This window comes from Caulobacter sp. X (assembly GCF_002742635.1).
Classification (GTDB): domain Bacteria; phylum Pseudomonadota; class Alphaproteobacteria; order Caulobacterales; family Caulobacteraceae; genus Caulobacter.
The window spans coordinates 2,145,947-2,164,722 of the sequence record NZ_PEGF01000001.1 but is presented as its reverse complement, the minus strand read 5'-3'; the positions used below and the strand labels follow the sequence as shown (position 1 = coordinate 2,164,722).

Here is an 18,776-nt window from a genome sequence, read left to right as displayed (position 1 = left end):
TTTCGGCGTCTATCCGGCGACGGGCGTCCAGAGGACGTCCTCGATCCGGCGCGCGCCGGTCGCCAAGAGAACCAGGCGGTCGAAGCCCAGGGCCGACCCTGACGCTTCCGGCATGTGGGCCAGGGCCGCCAGGAAGTCCTCGTCGATGGGATGGCGTTCGCCATAGACGCGAGCCTTCTCGTCCATCTCCAGCCCAAAGCGGCGGCGTTGCTCCACGGGGTCGGTGAGCTCGCCAAAGGCGTTGGCCAGCTCGACGCCGCAGGCATAGAGCTCGAAGCGCTCGGCGACGCGCGGATCGGAAGCCTTGGGGCGCGCCAGAGCCGCCTCGGGGATCGGATATTCGCAAAGGATCGTGGGGCGGCCTTCGCCCAGGCGCGGCTCGACCTTTTCGACGATGATCCGGCTGAAGATGTCGGCCCATGTGTCGTCGTCGGCTACGCGGACGCCCGCCGCGGCGGCTTCGGCGACGAGAGCGTCGCGGTCCGTGACGCCGTCGGCCGCCACGCTGGCCAGCAGATCGACGCCGGCGTGGCGGCGGAAGGCCTCGGCCACCGACAGCCGCTCGGGCGATGCGAAGGGGTTACAGACCATGCCCCGGAATTCGAAACTTTGTGTTCCCGCCGTCTCAGCCGCCAAGGCGAGCAGAGCCGCGCAGTCGTCCATCAGAGTCTCGTATGGCGCCTCGGCGCGGTACCACTCTAGCATCGTGAACTCGGGATGGTGCAGGGGGCCGCGCTCGCGATTGCGCCAGACCTTGCCCAGGCTGAAGATCCTTTCCTCGCCGGCCGCCAGCAGCTTCTTGCAGGCGAACTCGGGTGAGGTGTGCAGGTAGAGCGGCGCGGCCTCGCCGGCGGCGCTCAGCGACTCGGTGGCGAAGGCGTGCAGGTGCGCTTCGGCGCCGGGCGAGACCTGCAAGGCGGCCGTCTCGACCTCCTCGAAGCCCTGAGCCTCGAACCAGGCGCGAAAGGCCTTGGTGATGCGATTACGCGCCAGCAGGAAGGGGCGGCGGTCTTGGTGGACGTCCGTGCGCCACCAGGTCGAGGAAGAGTGCGGCAAGGGCTCTAAACCGAAGAGACTGGAGATTTCGGCCCTTTCGCTATAGGAGGGCGCTCACGGATCAATAGCACGAACGCGCCCGCGGCCTCGCGCGCGCTTTCCACCAAGGACGGTAACTACGTGAAGGTCGCAGCCAGCTCGCTCCGCAAAGGCTCCGTCGTCGATCTCGACGGCAAGCTCTATGTCGTCCTGAGCGCCGAGAACATCCACCCCGGCAAGGGCACCCCGGTGACCCAGCTGAACATGCGCCGCATCTCGGACGGCGTGAAGGTTTCGGAACGCTATCGCACGACCGAGCAGGTCGAGCGCGCCTTCGTCGACGACCGCAACCACACCTTCCTGTACCAGGACGGCGAGGGCTTCCACTTCATGAACCCCGAGACCTACGACCAACTCGTGGCGACGGAAGAGGTGATCGGCGACGCCGCCCCGTACCTGCAGGAAGGCATGACCGTCATCCTGTCGACCCACAACGACGTGCCGATCGCCATCGACCTGCCGCGCACCGTGGTGCTCGAGATCGTCGACACCGAACCGTCGGTGAAGGGCCAGACCGCCAGCTCGTCCTACAAGCCCGCCGTGCTGAGCAACGGCGTGAAGACGACGGTCCCGCCGTACATCACGTCCGGCACCAAGGTTGTGATCCTGACCGAAGACGGCTCTTACGTCGAACGCGCCAAGGACTAAGCGTTCCTCGGGCGCTGAAACAGGAAAGGCCCGGCGGGAGACCGCCGGGCCTTTTGTCTTTTGGTATGCTGGCGGACTAGAAGTCCGCCGACACCGTCACGAAGCCCATGCGCGGCGACTGCGGGAAGGCCGTGTAGCCGCCCGAGTTGCTGGTCACGCCGGCCGTCGAGACGCCCTTCTTGTCGAAGAGGTTAGTGACGTTGGCGGTGATGCGCAGGCCCTTCACGAAGCCCTTATCGGCCATGTCGAAGGTGTAGCCGGCCTGTAGGTCGACCAGCATCATCGACTTGACCGAGAGGTCATTGAGATAGGTGACGAAGCGCTTGCCGACGTAGTCGCCGCTGATCTGGGCGTCGAAGGCGCCGTAGTTGAAGCGGGCGATCGTCTTGTTCATCCACTTGGGCGTCAGCGGCACGTACTTGCCGCCGGTGGCCACCGTGACCGGGGTCGAGACGCCGTTCACCAGGGTCGTGCCGCTCTGGTAGTTCTGGTCGTACTTGGACTCGTTATACGAGACCGCGTTGTAGAGCTGGAAGTGCTCGCCGAACTTCAGCGTTCCGGCGATGTCGACGCCCTTGGTCGTCACGCCGCCGACGTTGGCCAGGATGGCTGGCGCCGGGTTGATGAAGTTGTAGGGCGCGATGTTCAGCAGGCGGTTGCTGAACTTGACGTCATAGGCGTTGACCTGGCCCTCGATCCCGGTGACCGGCCCCCAGGCCACGTCGCGACGCGAGCGCAGGCCGATTTCATAGGTCCACGAGGTTTCCGGCTTCACCGTCGACTTGAACAGCTCGAAGGCCGCCTGGGTGCCCAGGCTCCAGGCCGAGAAGCCGTAGAAGCCGCTGCCCGCGCCGTACGGGATGAACTGGCGCATGTTCTGCTGGACGTTCACGAACAGCTGGTCGCGGTCGCTGATGTCCCACAGCACGCCCACCTGCGGCAGGAACCACTTGTTCGACTCGATGCTGCCGGTCGGATACTGCACCGGCACGGCGACGGTCGGCAGGTTCTTCTGGTTGATCGGGAACTTGCCGGTGGCGTCCTGCAGGCTCGACTTGAAGCCGGCTTGCAGCAGCAGGTTCGGACGGATCCGCCACTGATCCTGCAGGTGCAGCTGGATGTCGTTGGTGAAGAACTCGGCGGCGTACTGGGTCAGCACCTTCTTGCCGCGCGGCACGTCGTACGGCGACAGGTCGTTGTTTTCCTTGGTCATCGGATACCAGGCGCGTTGCTGCGCCGGTTCGTTGTGCTCGAACCAGACGCCGCCCTTGATCTGGTGATCGCCCAGGGTCCACTCGACCGTCGACAGCGCGCCCGGGCGGTTAATTCTGTACTCGGTGGTGCGCACCGCGTAGCCGCTGCCGCCGAACAGGTTGACGATGTTGGTTAGGGTGGCGGTGCTGGTGGTCGAGCCGACGACCAGGTTCGGATAGTAGGTCGCGAACAGGCCCGGCAGGCCGGCGGTGTTGACGGGACCGGCCACGATGCCACGGCCGAAATTGTAGTGATAATAGACCTGGTTGGTCCAGGTCAGGTTCTCGGTCGGGCGCCAAGCGTACTTGATGTACGACAGGATGTCCTCGCGCTGGGCGGCGCTGAAGCAGTTCGAGAAGTTGTTGCCCTGCGACGGCGGCGGAGTGCCGGGACCGCCCGTCAGGTTGGCCTTGCAGGCATCCAGGTCCGGATAGATGAAGGCGCGGGTATAGGGCGTGAAGCCTTGCCCGGCGGCGGTCTGCTGGTTGCCAAAGGCGGTGGCGTCTTCGTTCGGCTCCACCTTCATCTGCCAGTCGGCGTAGAAGGTCAGCTCGCCCTTCTCGCCTTCGCGGATCAACTTCAGGTTCACCTGATGGCCGCGCTGGTGACCGTCGAAGTCCCAGGCTTTCGCGTCATGGCGCAGGTACGAGATGTAGCCCTTGAAGCCGCCGGCCATTTCGCCGCTGTCGAGGCGGACGAAGGTGCGGGTGGTATCGTAGCTGCCCAAGGTCTGGCGCAGGTTGAGGCCGCGCTCGGCCGACGGATCGCGGCTGAAGGTTTCGATGGCGCCGCCCAGGTTGCTGGTCGAAGCCACGCCCAGCGAGCCCGCGCCCGACGACAGGGTGACGCGCGAGACGTTCTCGCTGGTGATGGCGCGCGAGACCGACAGGCCGTTGTAGTTGCCGTACTGCTGGTCTCCCAGCGGAACGCCGTCCAGGGTATAGCCCAGCTGCTGGGTCGAGAAGCCGTGGACGAACAGCGACAGGTTCTGCTCGTTGTTGCCCCACGGGTCGGCGGTCCGATAGACGACGCCGGGCAGGAACTGGATGGCCTTCAGCGGGCTCGCGCCGGGCAGGACGCGCTGGATTTGCTGGGCTTCCATCGCCACCGCCGAGCGCGTTTCACGCTGGCTGGTGATGATCAGCTGTTCGACGGCGGTGTTGTCTTCCGTCGTCGTGGCGGCGGCCGGAGCCGGGGCGGCCGCCGTGTCGGCCGCGTTGGCGCCGGTGGCCAGCAGCGCCGCGCAGGCCGCGCCGCACCAGAGCGCGGCCTTCCGACCACTGAACGCCTGGAAAGTCTTCGATTGCATCATACCCTATCCCCCAAACGCAAATGCGATGGGGCGGGCATAGGCGCCCTCTAAGACGAGTCCGCGACAGGCGCGCGACTGGCATGTGACGATGCGCCGGCGCCACAGCCTAGAGGCCGATCGCCTCCAACTGGCCAGGCGCCATCGCGTCGAGCTGCGCGGCGGTCAGCTTGTTGATCTGCGCCCGGGACAGGCTGCTGAGCTGGCTAGGCTTGAAGGCGGCGATCTGGACGGCCGTGAAGCCAGGAATCTGGCTCGGCATGATCTGGCCGACCTGCGTGGCGTTGAGGGCTTCGATCGAAGCGGCGGGTAACTGACCCACCTGGGTGGTCGTGAGCGCGCCCAATTGCGCGCCGGAGAAGCGCGCCAGCCCGCTCGCGCCCAGGGCGGTCAACTGCTCGGCCGTGAAGCCGCGCACCTGGCTGGCGCTGAGATTGCCGAACTGGTCTTCCGACATCGCGCCGATGGCGCTCATCGACAGGGCGCCGATTTGGCTGGATGTCAGACCGGCGATCTGCGTCCGGCTCAGCTCCGCCATGTCGGTCGGGCTGAGGCCGCGCACCTGGACCGGCGTCAGCGCCGAGATCTGCGCCGCGGTCAGAGCGGCGACCTGCGTCGCCGTCAGGGCGGAGATGTCGGCCGCTGAGAAATTCTCCATCTGCTGCGGGCTCAGCCCGCCGATCTGGGTGACGGTGATTTCGCCGATGTCGGCGGCGCTGAACTGCTCGATCTGGGTGGCGGTCAGGCCGCGCACCTGACTGGCCGTCAGCCGGGCGAATTGCGTCGCGTTCAAGGCCGAGAGAATTTCTCCGCGCACCGCGCCGATCTGCGCGGCCGACAACGAGGCCACCTGGGTCTCTGACAGGCTTCCAAAGCTGCTGGCGTCGAGACTGGCGACCTGCGTCGTGGAAAGCCCGGTCACCTGGGTCGAGGTGAGGCTTGCCAGCCCGCTGGTTCCCAGCGCCCCAAGGGCCGTGGCGGAGAGCGCGCCAACCTGGCTGGCGCTGAGCGCGGCGACCTCGGTGGTCGACAGGCTGGCGATCAGTGTGGCGGAGACGCCGGCGATCTGGCTGGGGGTCAATTGTCCGATGCGCGTCTTTACGGCGCTGTCGGGCAGGGCGGCGAGCTGGGCGCTCGTCAGGCCGCCGAACTGGCTCGTCGACAATCCGGCGAGCGCCGTGGTGGAAAGCGAGGTCAGGTTCGTGACCGACAGCGCCGCGATCTGCGAAGGCGCAAGGCCGCTCACCTGTGTCGTCGAAAGCTCGGCGAAGTCGCTTGTCGACAAGGCGCTGACCTGAGTCGTGGTCAGGGTCTGAAGCTGTGTCGTCGACAGGCGTGCGACCTGCGTCGCCGTAAGCGCAGAGAAGGCTGTCGGCGTCAGCGCGGCGAGGAAGCCTCCGCTCAGCCCCCCCACTTGCGTGCTGGACAGGCCGGCGAGCTGTTCGCCTGTCAGGTTGGCCGCTTGCGTGGCGTTCAGGCCCGCCATCTGGGCGGCGGTCAGCGCGCCGACCTGCGTCGCGGTCAGAGCCGCCAAGGCGTCGGTCGTTAGCGCCCCCAACTGGACGGAGCTCAAGGCGGCCAATTGGCTGCTGGACAGGCCGCTGAGCTGGGGCGGGCGCAAGGCCGAGATCTGCGACGGCGCCATGGCCCGGATCTGGTTGGCGCCCAGGGCCGCCACCTGGCCTGAGCTCAGCGCGGCCACGTTCGTCGAAGGGAGGGCGGCCACCTGCGAAGCATTGATCGCGCTGATCTGCGTGGCGCTAAACTCGGCCATGTCCTCGGGCGAGAGGCCGCGGAGCTGCGTCGCCGTCAGAGCCGCGATCTGACCTGTCGAGAGGGCGGCGACGCGAGCGGCGTCGAGCGCCGAAAAGGCGTTGGGCGCAAGACCCGCCAGTTGGGTCGGCGTCAACTGGGCTAGGCGGTCTGCGTCGAGAGCGGCGACCGCCGTGGCGGAGAGGCCCGCGATCTGGGTCGATCGCAACGCCGTCCATTGCGTGGCGGACAGCTTTCGCAGGTCGTCGGCGTCAAGGCCCGCGAGCTGGGTCTGGGTCAGGCCCTGGGTTTGGACGGTGCTGAGGCTAGCCCACTGCGTGGCCGAAAGGTCGCCCACGACATTGGCCGACAACGCGCCGATCACGTTGGAGGTCAGCGCGGCGATTTGTGTTCCATTGAATGCGCCGAGCTGGACTGACGTCAGGCTTCGGCCTTGGGTGGGGGTGAGGCCCCTCAACTGGTTTGCGTCCAGTCGCGCCAGGCCGTCGAGAGACAGGCGGCCGAAATTGTCCGGCGAAAGGGCGCCGAGTTGCTGCGCCGTGAGCGCGGCGATCTGGGTGGCGTTGAGCGCGGAGGGGATGTCGGACGGCAGCTTGCCGATCTGATCGGCTGTCAGGGCGCGCAGCTGGGTTGGTCCGAAGGCCGCGAGCTGCGTCTGCGAGAGCGCGTCCAGCGCGGTCACGGACATCTTCGAGACCTGCGTCGCGGTGAGACCGCCGATGATCCCGGTCGACAGGTGCGGCGCCATCGCGCCGATCTGGGTTCCGTCCAGCAGCGCGATCTGGGTGGGACGCAGTTGCCCGACCTCGGTGTCGTCGAGACCGCTCAGCTGGGTGGCCGTCAACCCGCGCAACTGGTTTCCGGTCAGGCTGTCCACCTGCTCCTGGCTGAAGGCGGCGATGGCAGTCGATGTCAGGCCGCCGACCTGTTGACTGTTGAGCCCTCGGATCTCCGCCGTGCTGAGGCGGGCGATATCGGTCGGCGTGAAGGCGCGCAGCTGAGTGGCGGTGATGCCGTAGAGCTGCCCCTGGGAGAGCGGCCCGGCCTGTCGCAACGCGGCCAACTGGGTTCCCGAAAGCGCGGCGACCTGCACCGCGGTCAGCGCCTGGGCTTGTTCCGTCGACAGGGACGCGAGATCGCTACGCGACAACGCCTTCAGCTGCAGCGGCGTCAGCGCCTTGAGCTGGGAGGGCGTGAAAGTCGCGAAGGTCTCGTCGGTCAGGGCCGCTAGCCGTTCGGGAGGTAGGTCGCGGATCTGGCTGGCCGTAAAGGCCTTCAGCTGGGCGCGGGTGAATTCGTTGAAGTCGTCGCCGTTCAAAGCCTTCAGTTGCTCGCCGCGGAGGCGGGCGATCTGGCTGGCGCTGAGCGCGCTGACCTGGGTCGCGTTCAGGGCCGAGAAGGCGCTGGGCGACAACCCGCCCAGCGCCGCGGGATCCAGCGCCGCCAGCTGCGGGATGTCGAGACTGGTGATCGCGGTGATGGACAGCGCCGCGCCATGGCCGGCGCCCAGGCCCTTCAGCTGAGTTGGCGTCAAGGCGGCCAGGAACGCGGGGCCCGCGCGGCCCAGCTCTGTCGCCGAAAGGGCGCGAATCTGGGTCGCGCTGAAGGCGGCCTTGCGGTCCCCCAGGGCATTCATCTGGGTCGAGGTCAGGGACGAAAGCTGGCCGGGCGTAGCCGCGGACCACTGGCTCGCCGAGGTCAAGGCGATGGTTTCGGGCGGCATGGCCCTAATGGTCGGCGCCGAAAGACCGGCGAACTGGGTCGGGGTCAGGGCTCCGATCTGGCTGCTTGAAAGGCTTACGACCTGGGTCGGGCCCAGCATGCCAAGTTGAGCGGGGGTCAGGCTGGCGACCTGATCCACGGTGAACTCCGCCATGTCGGCGGCCGAAAGACCGCGCAGCTGAGCCGCGCTCAGCGCGCGTAGCTGAACCGCCGACAGGCTCTGGACCTGGGTCGCGTTCAGGGCCGAGACGTTCGCGGCGCTGAGGACCGCGATCTGGGTCATGCGCAGACCGTCGAGCGCCTCGGTGCTCAGCGCCTGGATCTGCGTGCGCGACAGCGACGACACCTGCGCCTGGTTCAGGACCATCAGCTGGGTGCTGCTGAAGGCCACGGCCGGCAGTCGGGGCAGCTGGGCGGCGGTCAGGCCCGCCAGCTGGCTGGCGCCGAACCGGGCGAACTGTTCGGGAGTCAGGGCGGCGATGGCGGTCGCGGAGATCGCCGCGACCTGCTGCGAAGTGAGCCTGGCGAATTCCGAGGGCGGCGCGGCGGCGATGGTCGCGCTGCTGAGGGCGGCGATCCGGCTCGGCGCCAGGCTGGACAGGGCCGACGGATCGGAGCTGACAACCGCCATCGCTACTCCAACAACTCACCGCGGCGTTGGCCGCAACCTTTGCGAATCGCTAGACGACTTTAGGTGGAGTTTTGTTTAGTTCAAACTGTATTAACCATAATTCCGCCGTCATCGCTCTGACTTCAGGAAATCCACGAACGCGCGCAGAGGCGCGGGCATGTGGCGGCGACTGGCGTAGTAGAGGTAGGGACCAGAGAACGGCGGCAGCCAGTCGTCGAGCGCCGTCTCCAGCCGACCCGCGGCCAGGGCTTCGGCGACGAAGTCCTCGAAGGTGGCCATCAGGCCGACACCGGCTTCGCAGGCCGCCAGCTCCAGATCGATATTGGTCGAGGTCAGCCGGGCCGTGGGGCTGATGCGGACCACCTCGCCGTCCTTCTCGAACTCCCAGGCATAGGATGAGCCGCTGGCGAAGCGGTGGCGGATGCAGGCGTGGTCGAGCACGTCGCGCGGATGGGCGGGGCGTCCGTGGGCGGCGAAATAGGCGGGCGAGGCGACCAGGACGAAGCGCTGCGGCCCCGACAGCGGTACGGCGATCATGTCCTTCTCAAGCCGCTCGTCGTAACGAACGCCGGCGTCGAACCCGGCCGCCAGCACGTCGATGAACGCGTCGTCGGCCACCACCTCCACTGAGACGCCCGGATGCAGCGCCAGGAAGCGCGGCAGCAGGCGCGGCAGGACGACCTTGGCCACCACGCCCGGAACATTCAGGCGCAGCGTGCCCGTCGGGCTGTCGCGGAAGGCGTTGACCTCGTCCAGCGCCAGGGCAACGTCGGCGAGGGCGGGAGAGAGGCGCTCCAGGAGCTTCTGGCCAGCCTCGGTGGGCGTGACGCTGCGCGTGGTGCGATTGAGCAGGCGCACGCCCAGCCGCGTTTCCAACCGCCGCACCGCTTCGCTGAGCGATGAAGGCGAGACGCCGCGCAAGGCCGCCGCAGCACGGAAGCCGCGGGCGCGGGCCACCGCCGTGAAAGCGTCGAGATCGGCGAAGTCGGCCTGCTGCATTGTGCGTTTATCCGAACAGGTCGTGCGAACCTTGTCGGATTATCGCACGAAATGCGCTGGCGCATAACAGCTCCGCCAACCGCATGGAGACATCAGATGAAGACGCGCCAATTGGGAAAGACGGGGCCCGTCGTCTCGGCCTTCGGCCTGGGTTGCATGGGCATGTCCGACATGTACGGCCCTGCTGACCGGACCGAGAGCCTAGCCACCTTCGACGCCGCCGTGGAGGCCGGGATCACGCTGATCGACACTGGCGACTTCTACGGCATGGGCCACAATGAGATGCTGATCGGCGAGGCGCTCAAGAGCCACAAGCGCGACCGCCTGGTGCTCAGCGTCAAGACCGGCGCCTTGCGCGATCCGATCGGCGGTTTCCTCGGCTATGACGGCCGACCCAAGGCCATCAAGAATTTCCTCGCCTATAGCCTCAAGCGCCTGGGCGTCGATCACATCGACATCTACCGGCCCTCGCGCCTGGATCCCGACGTGCCGATCGAAGACACCATCGGGGCCATCGCCGAGATGGTCCAGGCCGGCTACGTCCGCCACGTCGGCCTTTCCGAGGTCGGGGCCGAGACGATCCGCCGGGCGGCCAAGGTCGCGCCGATCGTCGACCTGCAGATCGAGTACTCGCTGGTTTCGCGGACCGTCGAGGCGGAGATCCTGCCGACGCTGCGCGAACTCGGCATCGGCATGACGGCCTATGGCGTGCTCTCGCGCGGCCTGATCAGCGGGCATTGGACGCCGCAGACCGGTCAGGGCGGACGCGACTTCCGCGCCCACAGTCCGCGCTTCCAGGGTGAGAACCTGACGGCGAACCTGAAGCTGGCCGAAGCTCTTCGCGCGGTCGCCGAAGCCAAGGGCGTGACGACGGCCCAGGCCGCCATCGCCTGGGTGGCCTCGCGGGGCGACGATATCGTCCCGCTGATCGGCGCGCGTCGTCGTGACCGCCTGTCCGAGGCCTTGGGAGCGCTGGAAGTTTCCCTGACCGCCGAGGACCTGGCGGCGATCGAGGCGGCGGTCCCGGCTGCCGCCGTGGCGGGAACGCGGTACGCGGAGGCGATGATGGCCCACCTCGACAGCGAGCGCGGTTCACACTGACGCTTGCATCCGGGGCGGAGGCGGGCGTCAGATGCCGTCATGAGCACGCCCGTCTTCGATCTCGCCCTTCTGCCGTTCGCCGCTCTGATGGGCGTCGAGATCGTCCACGCCGCCCCCGATTGCGTCGAGGGACGGCTGCTGGTCCGGCCTGATCTGTGCACCGCCGGCGGAATCCTGCATGGCGGCGCGGCCATGGCCCTGGCCGACACGCTGGGCGCCATCGGCGCGTTCCTGTCGACGCCGGAAGGCAAGCGAACCACGACGCTGGAGAGCAAGACCAACTTCATCGCTCCCGCCGCTGTCGGAACGACGGTGAAGGCCGTGGCGACGCCGTTGCATATCGGTCGGCGCTCCAGCATCTGGGTCACGCGGATCGAGGGCGAGGACGGCAAGCTGGCGGCGGTGGTCACCCAGACCCAGATGACGGTGGAGTAGGCGCGTGCTCGGAACCCGGCGCATAAGCATTCAAGGATCGACGGTCATGACGCGCGATCTGGCCGGGCTGAAGGCGTCGTTGGAAGCATGATCGCGCTGCGTCCGCCCGCGCCTGGCGACCTGGGCTGGATCGTCCAGCGGCACGGCGAGCTCTACGCCGCCGAACAGGGCTGGGACCATCGCTTCGAGGGCGTGGTGGCGGGGGTCGTGGCCGACTACGTCAAAACGTTCGACGCGAGCCGCGAGGCCTGCTGGATCGCCGAGCACGAGGGGCGCAAGGTTGGCTCGATCATGCTGGTCAAGGAGAGCGAAACGGTCGCCCGCCTGCGCCTGCTGCTGGTCGACCCATCAGCGCGAGGACTGGGCGTTGGCGAGGCCCTGATCGGCGCGTGCCTGGGGTTCGCGCGGGCGGCGGGCTACGCCGAGGTCATCCTCTGGACCCAGAGCAACCTCCTGGCGGCCCGTCGCCATTACGCCCGCTTCGGCTTCGTGTTGGAGGACAGCTGGCCCTACGACGGCTTCGGCGAAGGGCTGGTGTCCGAGAGTTGGCGTTTGAAGCTCTAGCCCCCCAAATGTCCCCGCCAGGCTTGGCGCAGCACCTTCTTGTCGATCTTGCCCGTAGCGGTCAGCGGCACCGGCGCGAAGACCACATCGTCGGGCGTCCACCACTTGACGATCCTCGGCGCCAGATAGGCCAGCACGGCGGCCTTGGTGACGGCGGCGCCCTCGTGCGGCTCGATAACCAGCAAGGGGCGTTCTTCCCACTTCGGATGCGGCACGCCGACGACCGCGGCGATCTTCACGCCGGGGCAGCCGACCGCGACGTTCTCCAGGTCGATCGAGCTGATCCACTCGCCGCCGGACTTGATCACGTCCTTCTGGCGGTCGGTGATCCGCATGAAGCCGTTGGCGTCCAGCGTGGCGATATCGCCGGTGTCGAACCAGCCGTCATCGTCGGTGGCGTCGTGGTCCTTGCGGAAGTAGCGCTTGACCACCCACGGGCCGCGCACCTTCAGCGCGCCGGAGGTCTGGCCGTCCCAGGGCGCGTCGTCGCCGTCCTCGGTCTCGACCTTGAGCTCGATGCCGAACTGCAGCCGGCCTTGGCGCGTCCAGATCGCCTCGTCCATGGCGTCCTCGCCGAGCGCGGCCAGGGCCGGTGTCGGCGTGGCGACGACGCCGATCGGGCAGGTCTCGGTCATGCCCCAGATCTGCAGCGTCTGGACGCCGTAGCGGCGCTTGAAGGTCTCGGCCATGGCGCGCGGCACGGCGCTGCCGCCGATCACGACCCGCTGGAGCGTGCTCGGCGCGGCGTGGTTCTTCTCCAGCCAGTCCAGGTACATGGTCCAGATCGTGGGCACGCCGCCGGTGAAGGTGACGCCTTCGCTCTCGATCAACTCGTGCAGCGACGCGCCGTCCATGCGGTCGGCCGGCAGCACCAGCTTCGCGCCGCAGATGGGGGCGCTGAACGGCACGCCCCAGGCGGTGGCGTGGTAGAGGCTGGAGCAGGGCATGGCGACGTCGAACGCCGTGAAGCCGAACGCGCTGTTGAGGCCGCCGGCCATGGCGTGCAGCACCACGGCGCGGTGCGAATACAGCACGCCCTTGGGGTCTCCGGTCGTGCCGGAGGTGTAGCAAAGGAAGGCGCCGGCGTTCTCGTCGAAGGATGGCCAATCGATCGTCTCGGGCTCGCCGGCGATCAGCGCCTCGTGGGAGATCGCGCCGACCGCGCCCGGCTCGGTCCGCGCCTCGTCCGACAGCATGACGAATGTGGTCACCGACGCCAGGCGCGGCGCGATGCGCTCGACCAGCGGCAGGAAGTTGCGCTCGAAGAACAGGACGCGGCTGCCGGCGTGGTCGATCGTATAGGCGATCTGCTCGTCCGAAAGGCGCGGATTGGCCGTGTGCAGAACCGCGGCGACGCCGGGAACGGCGTAGAACAGCTCGAGGTGGCGGTGGGTGTTCCAGGCCAGCGAGGTGACTCGGTCTCCCGGCGCGACGCCGAGGCGGTGCAGGGCGTGGGCGGCCTGGGCGGCGCGGCGGGCCAGCCCCGCATAGTCATAGCGCCAGATCGGCTCGTCGATCAGCCGAGAGACGATCTCGCGCGCGCCATGCGCCTGGGCCGCGTAGGCGAGAATGCCGCTGATCATCAGCGGCGCGGTCTGCATGAGCCCCGGGATCATCGGCTCCTCCCAACTCTTATCGTTGGAAGGAGCCTAGAACCTTATCGGCGTTCAGGGGAAGCGGTCAGGCCGCTCGGGCGCGCGGGGCCGCCGAAGCTTTCTCCTCGCCGACCTGGAAGCGGCCGACCAGCGTGGCCAACTCGCCGGCCTCGCCCTTCAGCGAGTGGGTGGCGGCCGTGGCTTCCTCGACCATGGCGGCGTTCTGCTGGACGACCTGGTCCATCTGGTTCACCGCGACATTGACCTGGTGCAGGCCGGTGGACTGCTCTTGAGCCGAAGCGGCGATTTCCTTGACCAGGGTGTCGATCGAGGCGACCTGATCGACGATGGCGCGCAGCGCATCGCCGGTCTGGGCCACGAGATCGACACCGGTTTCGACCTGCTCGCTGGAGGTCGAGATCAGCTGCTTGATCTCCTTGGCGGCCTCGGCCGAGCGCTGGGCCAGGGCCCGCACTTCCTGGGCGACGACCGCGAAGCCCTTGCCCGCTTCGCCCGCCCGCGCGGCTTCGACGCCGGCGTTCAGGGCCAGCAGGTTCGTCTGGAAGGCGATCTCGTCGATCACGCCGATGATCTGGCTGACCTGGCTGGACGAGGTCTCGATCTCGCTCATGGCCGAGACGGCTTGGCTGACGATCGCGCCCGACCTTTCCGCGCCGGCGCGGGCCTGGGCGACCAGGGTCGAGACTTCCAGGGCGCCGGAGGCGGTCTTGCGGACCGTGGCCGTAATCTGGTCCAGCGCCGCGGCGGTCTCTTCCAGGCTGGCCGCCTGCTGTTCGGTGCGGCGCGACAGGTCGTCGGAGGCCGAGGCGATTTCCTCCGAACCGGCGCGGATGCCGCCCGTGGCGCCGTTGATGCCGCGCAAGGCGTCGCGCAGGCGGTCGGCGGCGGTGTTGAAATCGCGCTTCAGGCCTTCGGCCTTGGGCGTCAGCTGGGCGTTGATCCGATAGGTCAGGTCGCCGGAGGCCAGGTGATCCAGCGCCTTGGCCAGGGTGCTCATGGCGAAGGCGTCGGCCTCGGCTTCCGCGGCCTTTTCGCGCTCGCGCTGCTGGCGCTCGGCCTCGACCTGGGCGCGCTGCTCGGCCGCTTCGGCTTCGAGGCGGATCTTCTCGATCGCGGCGGTCTTGAAGTGGACGACAGCGTCGGCCATGTCGCCGATCTCATCCTTGCGTCCCATCGCCGGGACCTCGACGGTGTTGTCGCCGCTGGCGAGGCGACGCATGGCGGAGGTCATCTGCGCGACGGGCGCGCCAATAGCGCGCGAGAGCAGCCAACCCATCAGCCCGGCCGTAACCAGCGACAGCGCGCCGCCGATGATCAGGGCGAGATTCGCGGTGGTCTGGGCGGACTTGGCTTCCTTCGCGCGGATCGCGACGCGTTCCTTGGCCGCCGCGACCAGTTCGCCATGGATGGCGCGGATCTTGGTCAGGCTCTTCTTGCCCAGGAGTTGCCCAGCCTGCTCTCGGCCGGCCGCCGGATCCGCCATCAAGGTCAGGGCCGGTTCGCCGATGGCGCTCCGCCAGTCAGCCATCGCGCCGCGGAGGGCGGTGATGCGAGCCTTCTGCGCGGGAACGGTGGTCTTGGCCTCGAACGCCTCAAGGCTGGCGTCGAACTTCTCCTTCGACTCCGCGTAGGTCTTGGCGAACTTTGGATCGCCCAGGATGACATAGCCGCGCAGGGCGTTCTGCTGTTCCAGGACCAGCGTCATGATCTGTTCGGCCTGGGCCACTAGCGCGAGGCTGCGCTGGGAGGACACGGAGGCGTCTTCGATCTTCTTGAGGCTTGCGAACACCGTCGCCGATGAGATCGCCGAAATGACGATTAGGGCGATGAATGCAACGCCCAGTTTTATTGATATTCTCAAATCTCGGTAACGCATGTCCCCGAATCCCGCAGCCCTGTGGAATGGACCTGCAGAATTCGGGGAGATATTTTAAAATCTTATTGCCGCTTAACCATATAACGTCGGTATTCGGCGGTCCTTATATATTGGAGATAACAGCATCTCCCATTTGAACAGTGTTAAGTGATCCGCCAAGATCCCTCGTTCTCGCGCCTTGATCTAGGGTTTTCTTGACCGAGGTCAAAAGACGATCGGCCGCCTCCACCTGGTTCAGTGACCAGCGCAGCGCCATTTCGAACGACAGGATGGCCGCCAGCGGATTAGCAACGCCCTTGCCGGCGATATCCGGCGCCGAGCCGTGGATGGGCTCGTAGAGACCCGGCTTGCCCGGCGCGCCCAGGGCGGCCGAGGGCAGCATGCCCAGCGAGCCCGTCAACATCGCGGCCGCGTCCGACAGGATGTCGCCGAACAGGTTGTCGGTGACGATCACGTCGAACTGCTTGGGCGCGCGGACCAGCTGCATGGCGCAATTGTCGGCCAGGATGTGCTCCAGCTGGACGTCCGGATATTCGCGGGCGTGAAGCTCGGTGATCACCTGCTTCCACAGCAGCCCGGACTCCATGACGTTCGACTTCTCGGCCGAGTGGACCTTGTTGGTGCGGCCGCGGGCCAGTTCGAAGGCCACGCGCCCGACGCGCTCGATCTCGCTGGTCGTGTAGACGGCCGTGTCGAAACCTTTCTTCTGGCCGTCGGCCAGGGTCTCGATGCCGCGCGGCTGGCCGAAATAGACGCCCCCGACCAGCTCCCGGACGAACATGATGTCGAGGCCCGAAACCAGTTCCGGCTTCAGGCTGGAGGCCCCGGCCAGGGCTTCGAAGCAGTAGGCCGGACGAAGGTTCGCATAGACGTCCATCGCCTTGCGCAGGTTCAGCAGGCCAGCCTCTGGGCGCAGGTGGCGCGGGGCGTCGGCCCACTTCGGCCCGCCGACGGCGCCCATCAGCACCGCGTCGCTGGCGATGGCCTGGTCGCGCACCTCGTCCAGCAGCGGCGTTCCATAGGCGTCGTAGCTCATGCCGCCATAGGGCGCTTCCTCGACCTTCAGGTCCGGGGTGAGGGCGGCGGCCACGCGGCGCACCTCGGCGCAGACTTCCGGGCCGATGCCGTCGCCGGGCAGGAGCAGCAGGGTGGACATGGAGCTTCTCTCTTGGATTTTCGCTTAGATTTGGCGGTAGGCGGAAACGTCGAAGGACTGCAGGTCGCGGCCATGCACCCCCAGCGCGGCGCAGGCGGCGCGCCAGGCGGCCATGTGCGGCGTGGCGCGATGGAATTCCAAGGCCGCTTCGTTCTCGAAATGCTCGTAGACCCGGATCAGGCCGGGGTCGAGCGGGTCCTCGGTCAGGGCGTAATCCAGGCAGCCAGGTTCGGCCCGCGTGCCCTCGACCTGGGCGCGGAGATGGGGGCGCAGGTCCGCCAGGCGCTCGGGAGCGATGCGGATCGTGCCGGCGAGGATCAGGGTCATCTCAACATTCTCCCGCTTCCCCTTGATGGGGAAGGGTTGGGGATGGGGTGACAGCCTGTCGGGGCTTGGCGCGGTTGAACCGCCGCGCTTAAGCCTCCAGCCAGGGCTGGCTGATGGCGCGCTTGCTTTCGAAGACGTCGATGTCGGTCGCGTGCTGCATCGTCTCGCCGATGGCGTCGAGACCCTTCAGCATCTTCTCCTTGCGGACCGGATCGATCTGGAAGGTGAAGGTCTTGCCCGACGGCGAGACAACGGTCTGGGCCTCGAGGTCGACGCTGACCATGTGGTTGCCGCCCTTGGCCTCGTCCATCAGGACCGCCAGCTCCTCCGGCTTCACGATCACCGGCAGCAGGCCGTTGTTGAAGCAGTTGTTGAAGAAGATGTCGGCGAAGCTGGTCGAGATCACGCACATGATCCCGTAGTCCATCAGGGCCCACGGCGCGTGCTCGCGCGAGCTGCCGCAGCCGAAGTTGTCGCCGGCGATCAGGACGCTGGCGCCCTTGTATTCCGGCTTGTTCAGCACGAAGTCGGCGATCTCGTCGCCGTTGGCGTCGAAACGGAAGTCGTAGAACAGGCCCTTGGCCAGGCCTTCGCGTTCCACGGTCTTCAGGAACTGCTTGGGGATGATCTGGTCGGTGTCGATATTGGCCAGCTCCAGCGGCGCCGCGCGGCCATCGAGGCGGGTGAAGGCCTTCATTGGGCGGTCTCCGAGAGCAGGGCGCGGACGTCGACGAGGTGGCCGGCGATCGCCGCCGCCGCCGCCATGGCGGGCGAGACGAGGTGCGTGCGGCCGGCGCGACCCTGGCGGCCCTCGAAGTTGCGGTTGCTGGTCGAGGCGCAACGCTCGCCCGGCTGCAGCTTGTCGGGGTTCATGGCTAGGCACATCGAGCAGCCGGGCTCACGCCAATCGAAGCCGGCGGCCTTGAAGATCGCGTCCAGGCCCTCGGCCTCGGCCTGCTCCTTGACCAGGCCCGAGCCAGGCACGACCATCGCCTTGACGTGCGGCGCGACGAGACGCCCGTGCAGGAAGGCCTCCTGCACCACGGCGGCGGCGGCGCGCATGTCCTCGATGCGGCTGTTGGTGCACGAGCCGATGAAGACGCGGTCGATCCTCGCCTCGGTGATCGGCTGGCCGGCGGTCAGGCCCATATAGTCGAGGGCCCGGTGGGCGGCGGCGCGCTTGTCGGGCGTGGCGAAGCTCTCCGGATCCGGCACCGTGCCGGTCACCGGGATGACGTCCTCGGGGCTGGTGCCCCAGGTGACCATCGGGACCAGGGCCGAGCCGTCGATCACGACCGTGCGGTCGAAGACGGCGTCCTCGTCGGTGAAGAAGGTCTTCCAGTGGCTCAGCGCCATGTCCCAGGCCGCGCCCTTCGGCGCGGCCGGCTTGCCCTGGATATAGGCGAAGGTCTTCTCGTCCGGCGCCACCAGGCCGGCCTTGGCGCCGCCCTCGATGGTCAGGTTGCAGAGGGTCATGCGGCCCTCCATCGACAGGCCGCGCACGGCCTCGCCGGCGAACTCGATGACGTAGCCGGTGCCGCCGGCCGTGCCGATCTCGCCGATCACGGCCAGGGCGACGTCCTTGCCGGTCACGCCGGGCGCTAGCTGGCCGTCGACGCGGACCAGCATGTTCTTGGCCTTCTTCTGGCGCAGGGTCTGGGTCGCCAGGACGTGCTCGACCTCGGACGTGCCGATGCCGTGGGCCAGCGCTCCGAAGGCGCCGTGGGTCGAGGTGTGGCTGTCGCCGCAGACGATGGTCATGCCCGGCTGGGTGCGGCCCTGTTCAGGACCCACCACGTGGACGATGCCGTTGCGGATGTCGCCCATCGGGAAGAATTCGATGCCGTTGTCGGCGACATTGCGGGCGAGGGTCTTGAGCTGGAGGCGCGCTTCCTCATCCTTGACCGCATCGACGCCGAGCGCCTGGCCCTCGGTCGGGATGTTGTGGTCGGCCACGGCCAGCGTGCGGTCGGGACGGCGCACCTTGCGGCCGGCCGCGCGAAGGCCGGCGAAGGCCTGCGGCGTGGTCACCTCGTGGATCAGGTGCAGGTCGATGTAGAGGATGGCCTCGCCGTCGGTTTCGCTGACGACGTGGGCGTCCCAGATCTTGTCGTAAAGGGTTTTACCGGACATGGCGGGGATATAGGGCGGATCGTGCGCCAAAATCCAGTGGGGCCTAGCCGGCGCGACAAATTCTTGCGTTCTGTGGCCGTGGGGCGGCTAGAAAAGCAAAGGGCGCGCCCGTCTTGCGACCTGTCGGCGCGCCCTAG

General features: G+C 67.6%; 14 protein-coding genes. 4 read left to right on the top strand and 10 right to left on the bottom strand.

Annotated features, from left to right (window positions below; genetic code table 11):
• Positions 1 to 9 precede the first annotated feature (9 nt).
• The gene (gene epmA / locus CSW60_RS09950) at positions 10 to 1,083 is read right to left on the bottom strand and encodes an EF-P lysine aminoacylase EpmA (protein ID WP_369801026.1); all 1,074 of its coding nucleotides are present in this window, start codon (positions 1,081 to 1,083) and stop codon (positions 10 to 12) included.
• 93 nt (positions 1,084 to 1,176) lie between these two features.
• On the opposite strand from epmA, the gene efp reads away from it, so the two are divergent.
• Entirely contained in the window at positions 1,177 to 1,743 is a 567-nt protein-coding gene (gene efp, locus CSW60_RS09945; protein ID WP_066687129.1) for an elongation factor P, read from the top strand.
• A gap of 76 nt (positions 1,744 to 1,819) precedes the next feature.
• Here the strand turns inward: efp and CSW60_RS09940 are convergent, their stop codons facing one another.
• The 3 genes from CSW60_RS09940 to CSW60_RS09930 all read right to left on the bottom strand — a co-directional run bounded on the left by CSW60_RS09940 (position 1,820) and on the right by CSW60_RS09930 (position 9,431).
• Complete coding sequence (locus CSW60_RS09940) at positions 1,820 to 4,306, bottom strand: TonB-dependent receptor (RefSeq protein WP_099537638.1); 2,487 nt, start codon at positions 4,304 to 4,306, stop codon at positions 1,820 to 1,822.
• 109 nt (positions 4,307 to 4,415) lie between these two features.
• Entirely contained in the window at positions 4,416 to 8,432 is a 4,017-nt protein-coding gene (locus CSW60_RS09935; RefSeq protein WP_099537093.1) for an ice nucleation protein, read from the bottom strand.
• 108 nt (positions 8,433 to 8,540) lie between these two features.
• Positions 8,541 to 9,431, bottom strand: coding sequence for a LysR family transcriptional regulator (locus CSW60_RS09930; RefSeq protein WP_099537092.1), 891 nt, complete (start codon positions 9,429 to 9,431; stop codon positions 8,541 to 8,543).
• Positions 9,432 to 9,527: 96 nt separating this feature from the next.
• On the opposite strand from CSW60_RS09930, the gene CSW60_RS09925 reads away from it, so the two are divergent.
• From CSW60_RS09925 to CSW60_RS09915, 3 genes are all read left to right on the top strand, one after another.
• Positions 9,528 to 10,532: an aldo/keto reductase gene (locus CSW60_RS09925; protein WP_099537091.1), complete on the top strand. Its 1,005-nt coding sequence runs from the start codon at positions 9,528 to 9,530 to the stop codon at positions 10,530 to 10,532.
• A 39-nt stretch (positions 10,533 to 10,571) separates the two neighbouring features.
• Positions 10,572 to 10,967: a PaaI family thioesterase gene (locus CSW60_RS09920; RefSeq protein ID WP_099537090.1), complete on the top strand. Its 396-nt coding sequence runs from the start codon at positions 10,572 to 10,574 to the stop codon at positions 10,965 to 10,967.
• An 87-nt stretch (positions 10,968 to 11,054) separates the two neighbouring features.
• Entirely contained in the window at positions 11,055 to 11,531 is a 477-nt protein-coding gene (locus CSW60_RS09915) for a GNAT family N-acetyltransferase (protein ID WP_099537089.1), read from the top strand.
• On the opposite strand, the gene CSW60_RS09910 is transcribed toward CSW60_RS09915, so the two are convergent.
• From CSW60_RS09910 to leuC, 6 genes are all read right to left on the bottom strand, one after another.
• Positions 11,528 to 13,147 carry a long-chain fatty acid--CoA ligase gene (locus CSW60_RS09910; RefSeq protein ID WP_099537088.1) on the bottom strand — a complete coding sequence of 540 codons (1,620 nt, stop codon included), beginning with the start codon at positions 13,145 to 13,147 and terminating at the stop codon, positions 11,528 to 11,530. The genes CSW60_RS09915 and CSW60_RS09910 overlap by 4 nt on opposite strands.
• Positions 13,148 to 13,211: 64 nt before the next feature.
• The gene (locus tag CSW60_RS09905) at positions 13,212 to 15,023 is read right to left on the bottom strand and encodes a methyl-accepting chemotaxis protein (RefSeq protein ID WP_099537087.1); all 1,812 of its coding nucleotides are present in this window, start codon (positions 15,021 to 15,023) and stop codon (positions 13,212 to 13,214) included.
• 103 nt (positions 15,024 to 15,126) lie between these two features.
• The gene (gene leuB, locus CSW60_RS09900; protein ID WP_099537086.1) at positions 15,127 to 16,179 is read right to left on the bottom strand and encodes a 3-isopropylmalate dehydrogenase; all 1,053 of its coding nucleotides are present in this window, start codon (positions 16,177 to 16,179) and stop codon (positions 15,127 to 15,129) included.
• A gap of 24 nt (positions 16,180 to 16,203) precedes the next feature.
• Positions 16,204 to 16,506, bottom strand: a complete 303-nt coding sequence (locus tag CSW60_RS09895; protein WP_099537085.1) for a putative quinol monooxygenase — start codon at positions 16,504 to 16,506, stop codon at positions 16,204 to 16,206.
• Between the two features lie 88 nt (positions 16,507 to 16,594).
• Entirely contained in the window at positions 16,595 to 17,203 is a 609-nt protein-coding gene (gene leuD / locus CSW60_RS09890; protein ID WP_099537084.1) for a 3-isopropylmalate dehydratase small subunit, read from the bottom strand.
• Positions 17,200 to 18,639: a 3-isopropylmalate dehydratase large subunit gene (gene leuC / locus CSW60_RS09885; RefSeq protein WP_099537637.1), complete on the bottom strand. Its 1,440-nt coding sequence runs from the start codon at positions 18,637 to 18,639 to the stop codon at positions 17,200 to 17,202. Before leuC ends, leuD begins: the two co-directional genes overlap by 4 nt.
• Positions 18,640 to 18,776: the final 137 nt, after the last annotated feature.

What these genes read in the sequence shown, in the direction of transcription:
- CSW60_RS09940 (WP_099537638.1), bottom strand. Translation starts at nt 4,306, where the DNA reads ATGCAATCGAAGACTTTCCAGGCGTTCAGTGGTCGGAAGGCCGCGCTC.
- CSW60_RS09920 (WP_099537090.1), top strand. Translation starts at nt 10,572, where the DNA reads ATGAGCACGCCCGTCTTCGATCTCGCCCTTCTGCCGTTCGCCGCTCTG.
- CSW60_RS09925 (WP_099537091.1), top strand. Translation starts at nt 9,528, where the DNA reads ATGAAGACGCGCCAATTGGGAAAGACGGGGCCCGTCGTCTCGGCCTTC.
- CSW60_RS09910 (WP_099537088.1), bottom strand. Translation starts at nt 13,147, where the DNA reads ATGATCCCGGGGCTCATGCAGACCGCGCCGCTGATGATCAGCGGCATT.
- CSW60_RS09935 (WP_099537093.1), bottom strand. Translation starts at nt 8,432, where the DNA reads ATGGCGGTTGTCAGCTCCGATCCGTCGGCCCTGTCCAGCCTGGCGCCG.
- CSW60_RS09930 (WP_099537092.1), bottom strand. Translation starts at nt 9,431, where the DNA reads ATGCAGCAGGCCGACTTCGCCGATCTCGACGCTTTCACGGCGGTGGCC.
- CSW60_RS09905 (WP_099537087.1), bottom strand. Translation starts at nt 15,023, where the DNA reads ATGCGTTACCGAGATTTGAGAATATCAATAAAACTGGGCGTTGCATTC.
- CSW60_RS09895 (WP_099537085.1), bottom strand. Translation starts at nt 16,506, where the DNA reads ATGACCCTGATCCTCGCCGGCACGATCCGCATCGCTCCCGAGCGCCTG.
- leuC (WP_099537637.1), bottom strand. Translation starts at nt 18,639, where the DNA reads ATGTCCGGTAAAACCCTTTACGACAAGATCTGGGACGCCCACGTCGTC.
- leuD (WP_099537084.1), bottom strand. Translation starts at nt 17,203, where the DNA reads ATGAAGGCCTTCACCCGCCTCGATGGCCGCGCGGCGCCGCTGGAGCTG.
- CSW60_RS09915 (WP_099537089.1), top strand. Translation starts at nt 11,055, where the DNA reads ATGATCGCGCTGCGTCCGCCCGCGCCTGGCGACCTGGGCTGGATCGTC.
- leuB (WP_099537086.1), bottom strand. Translation starts at nt 16,179, where the DNA reads ATGTCCACCCTGCTGCTCCTGCCCGGCGACGGCATCGGCCCGGAAGTC.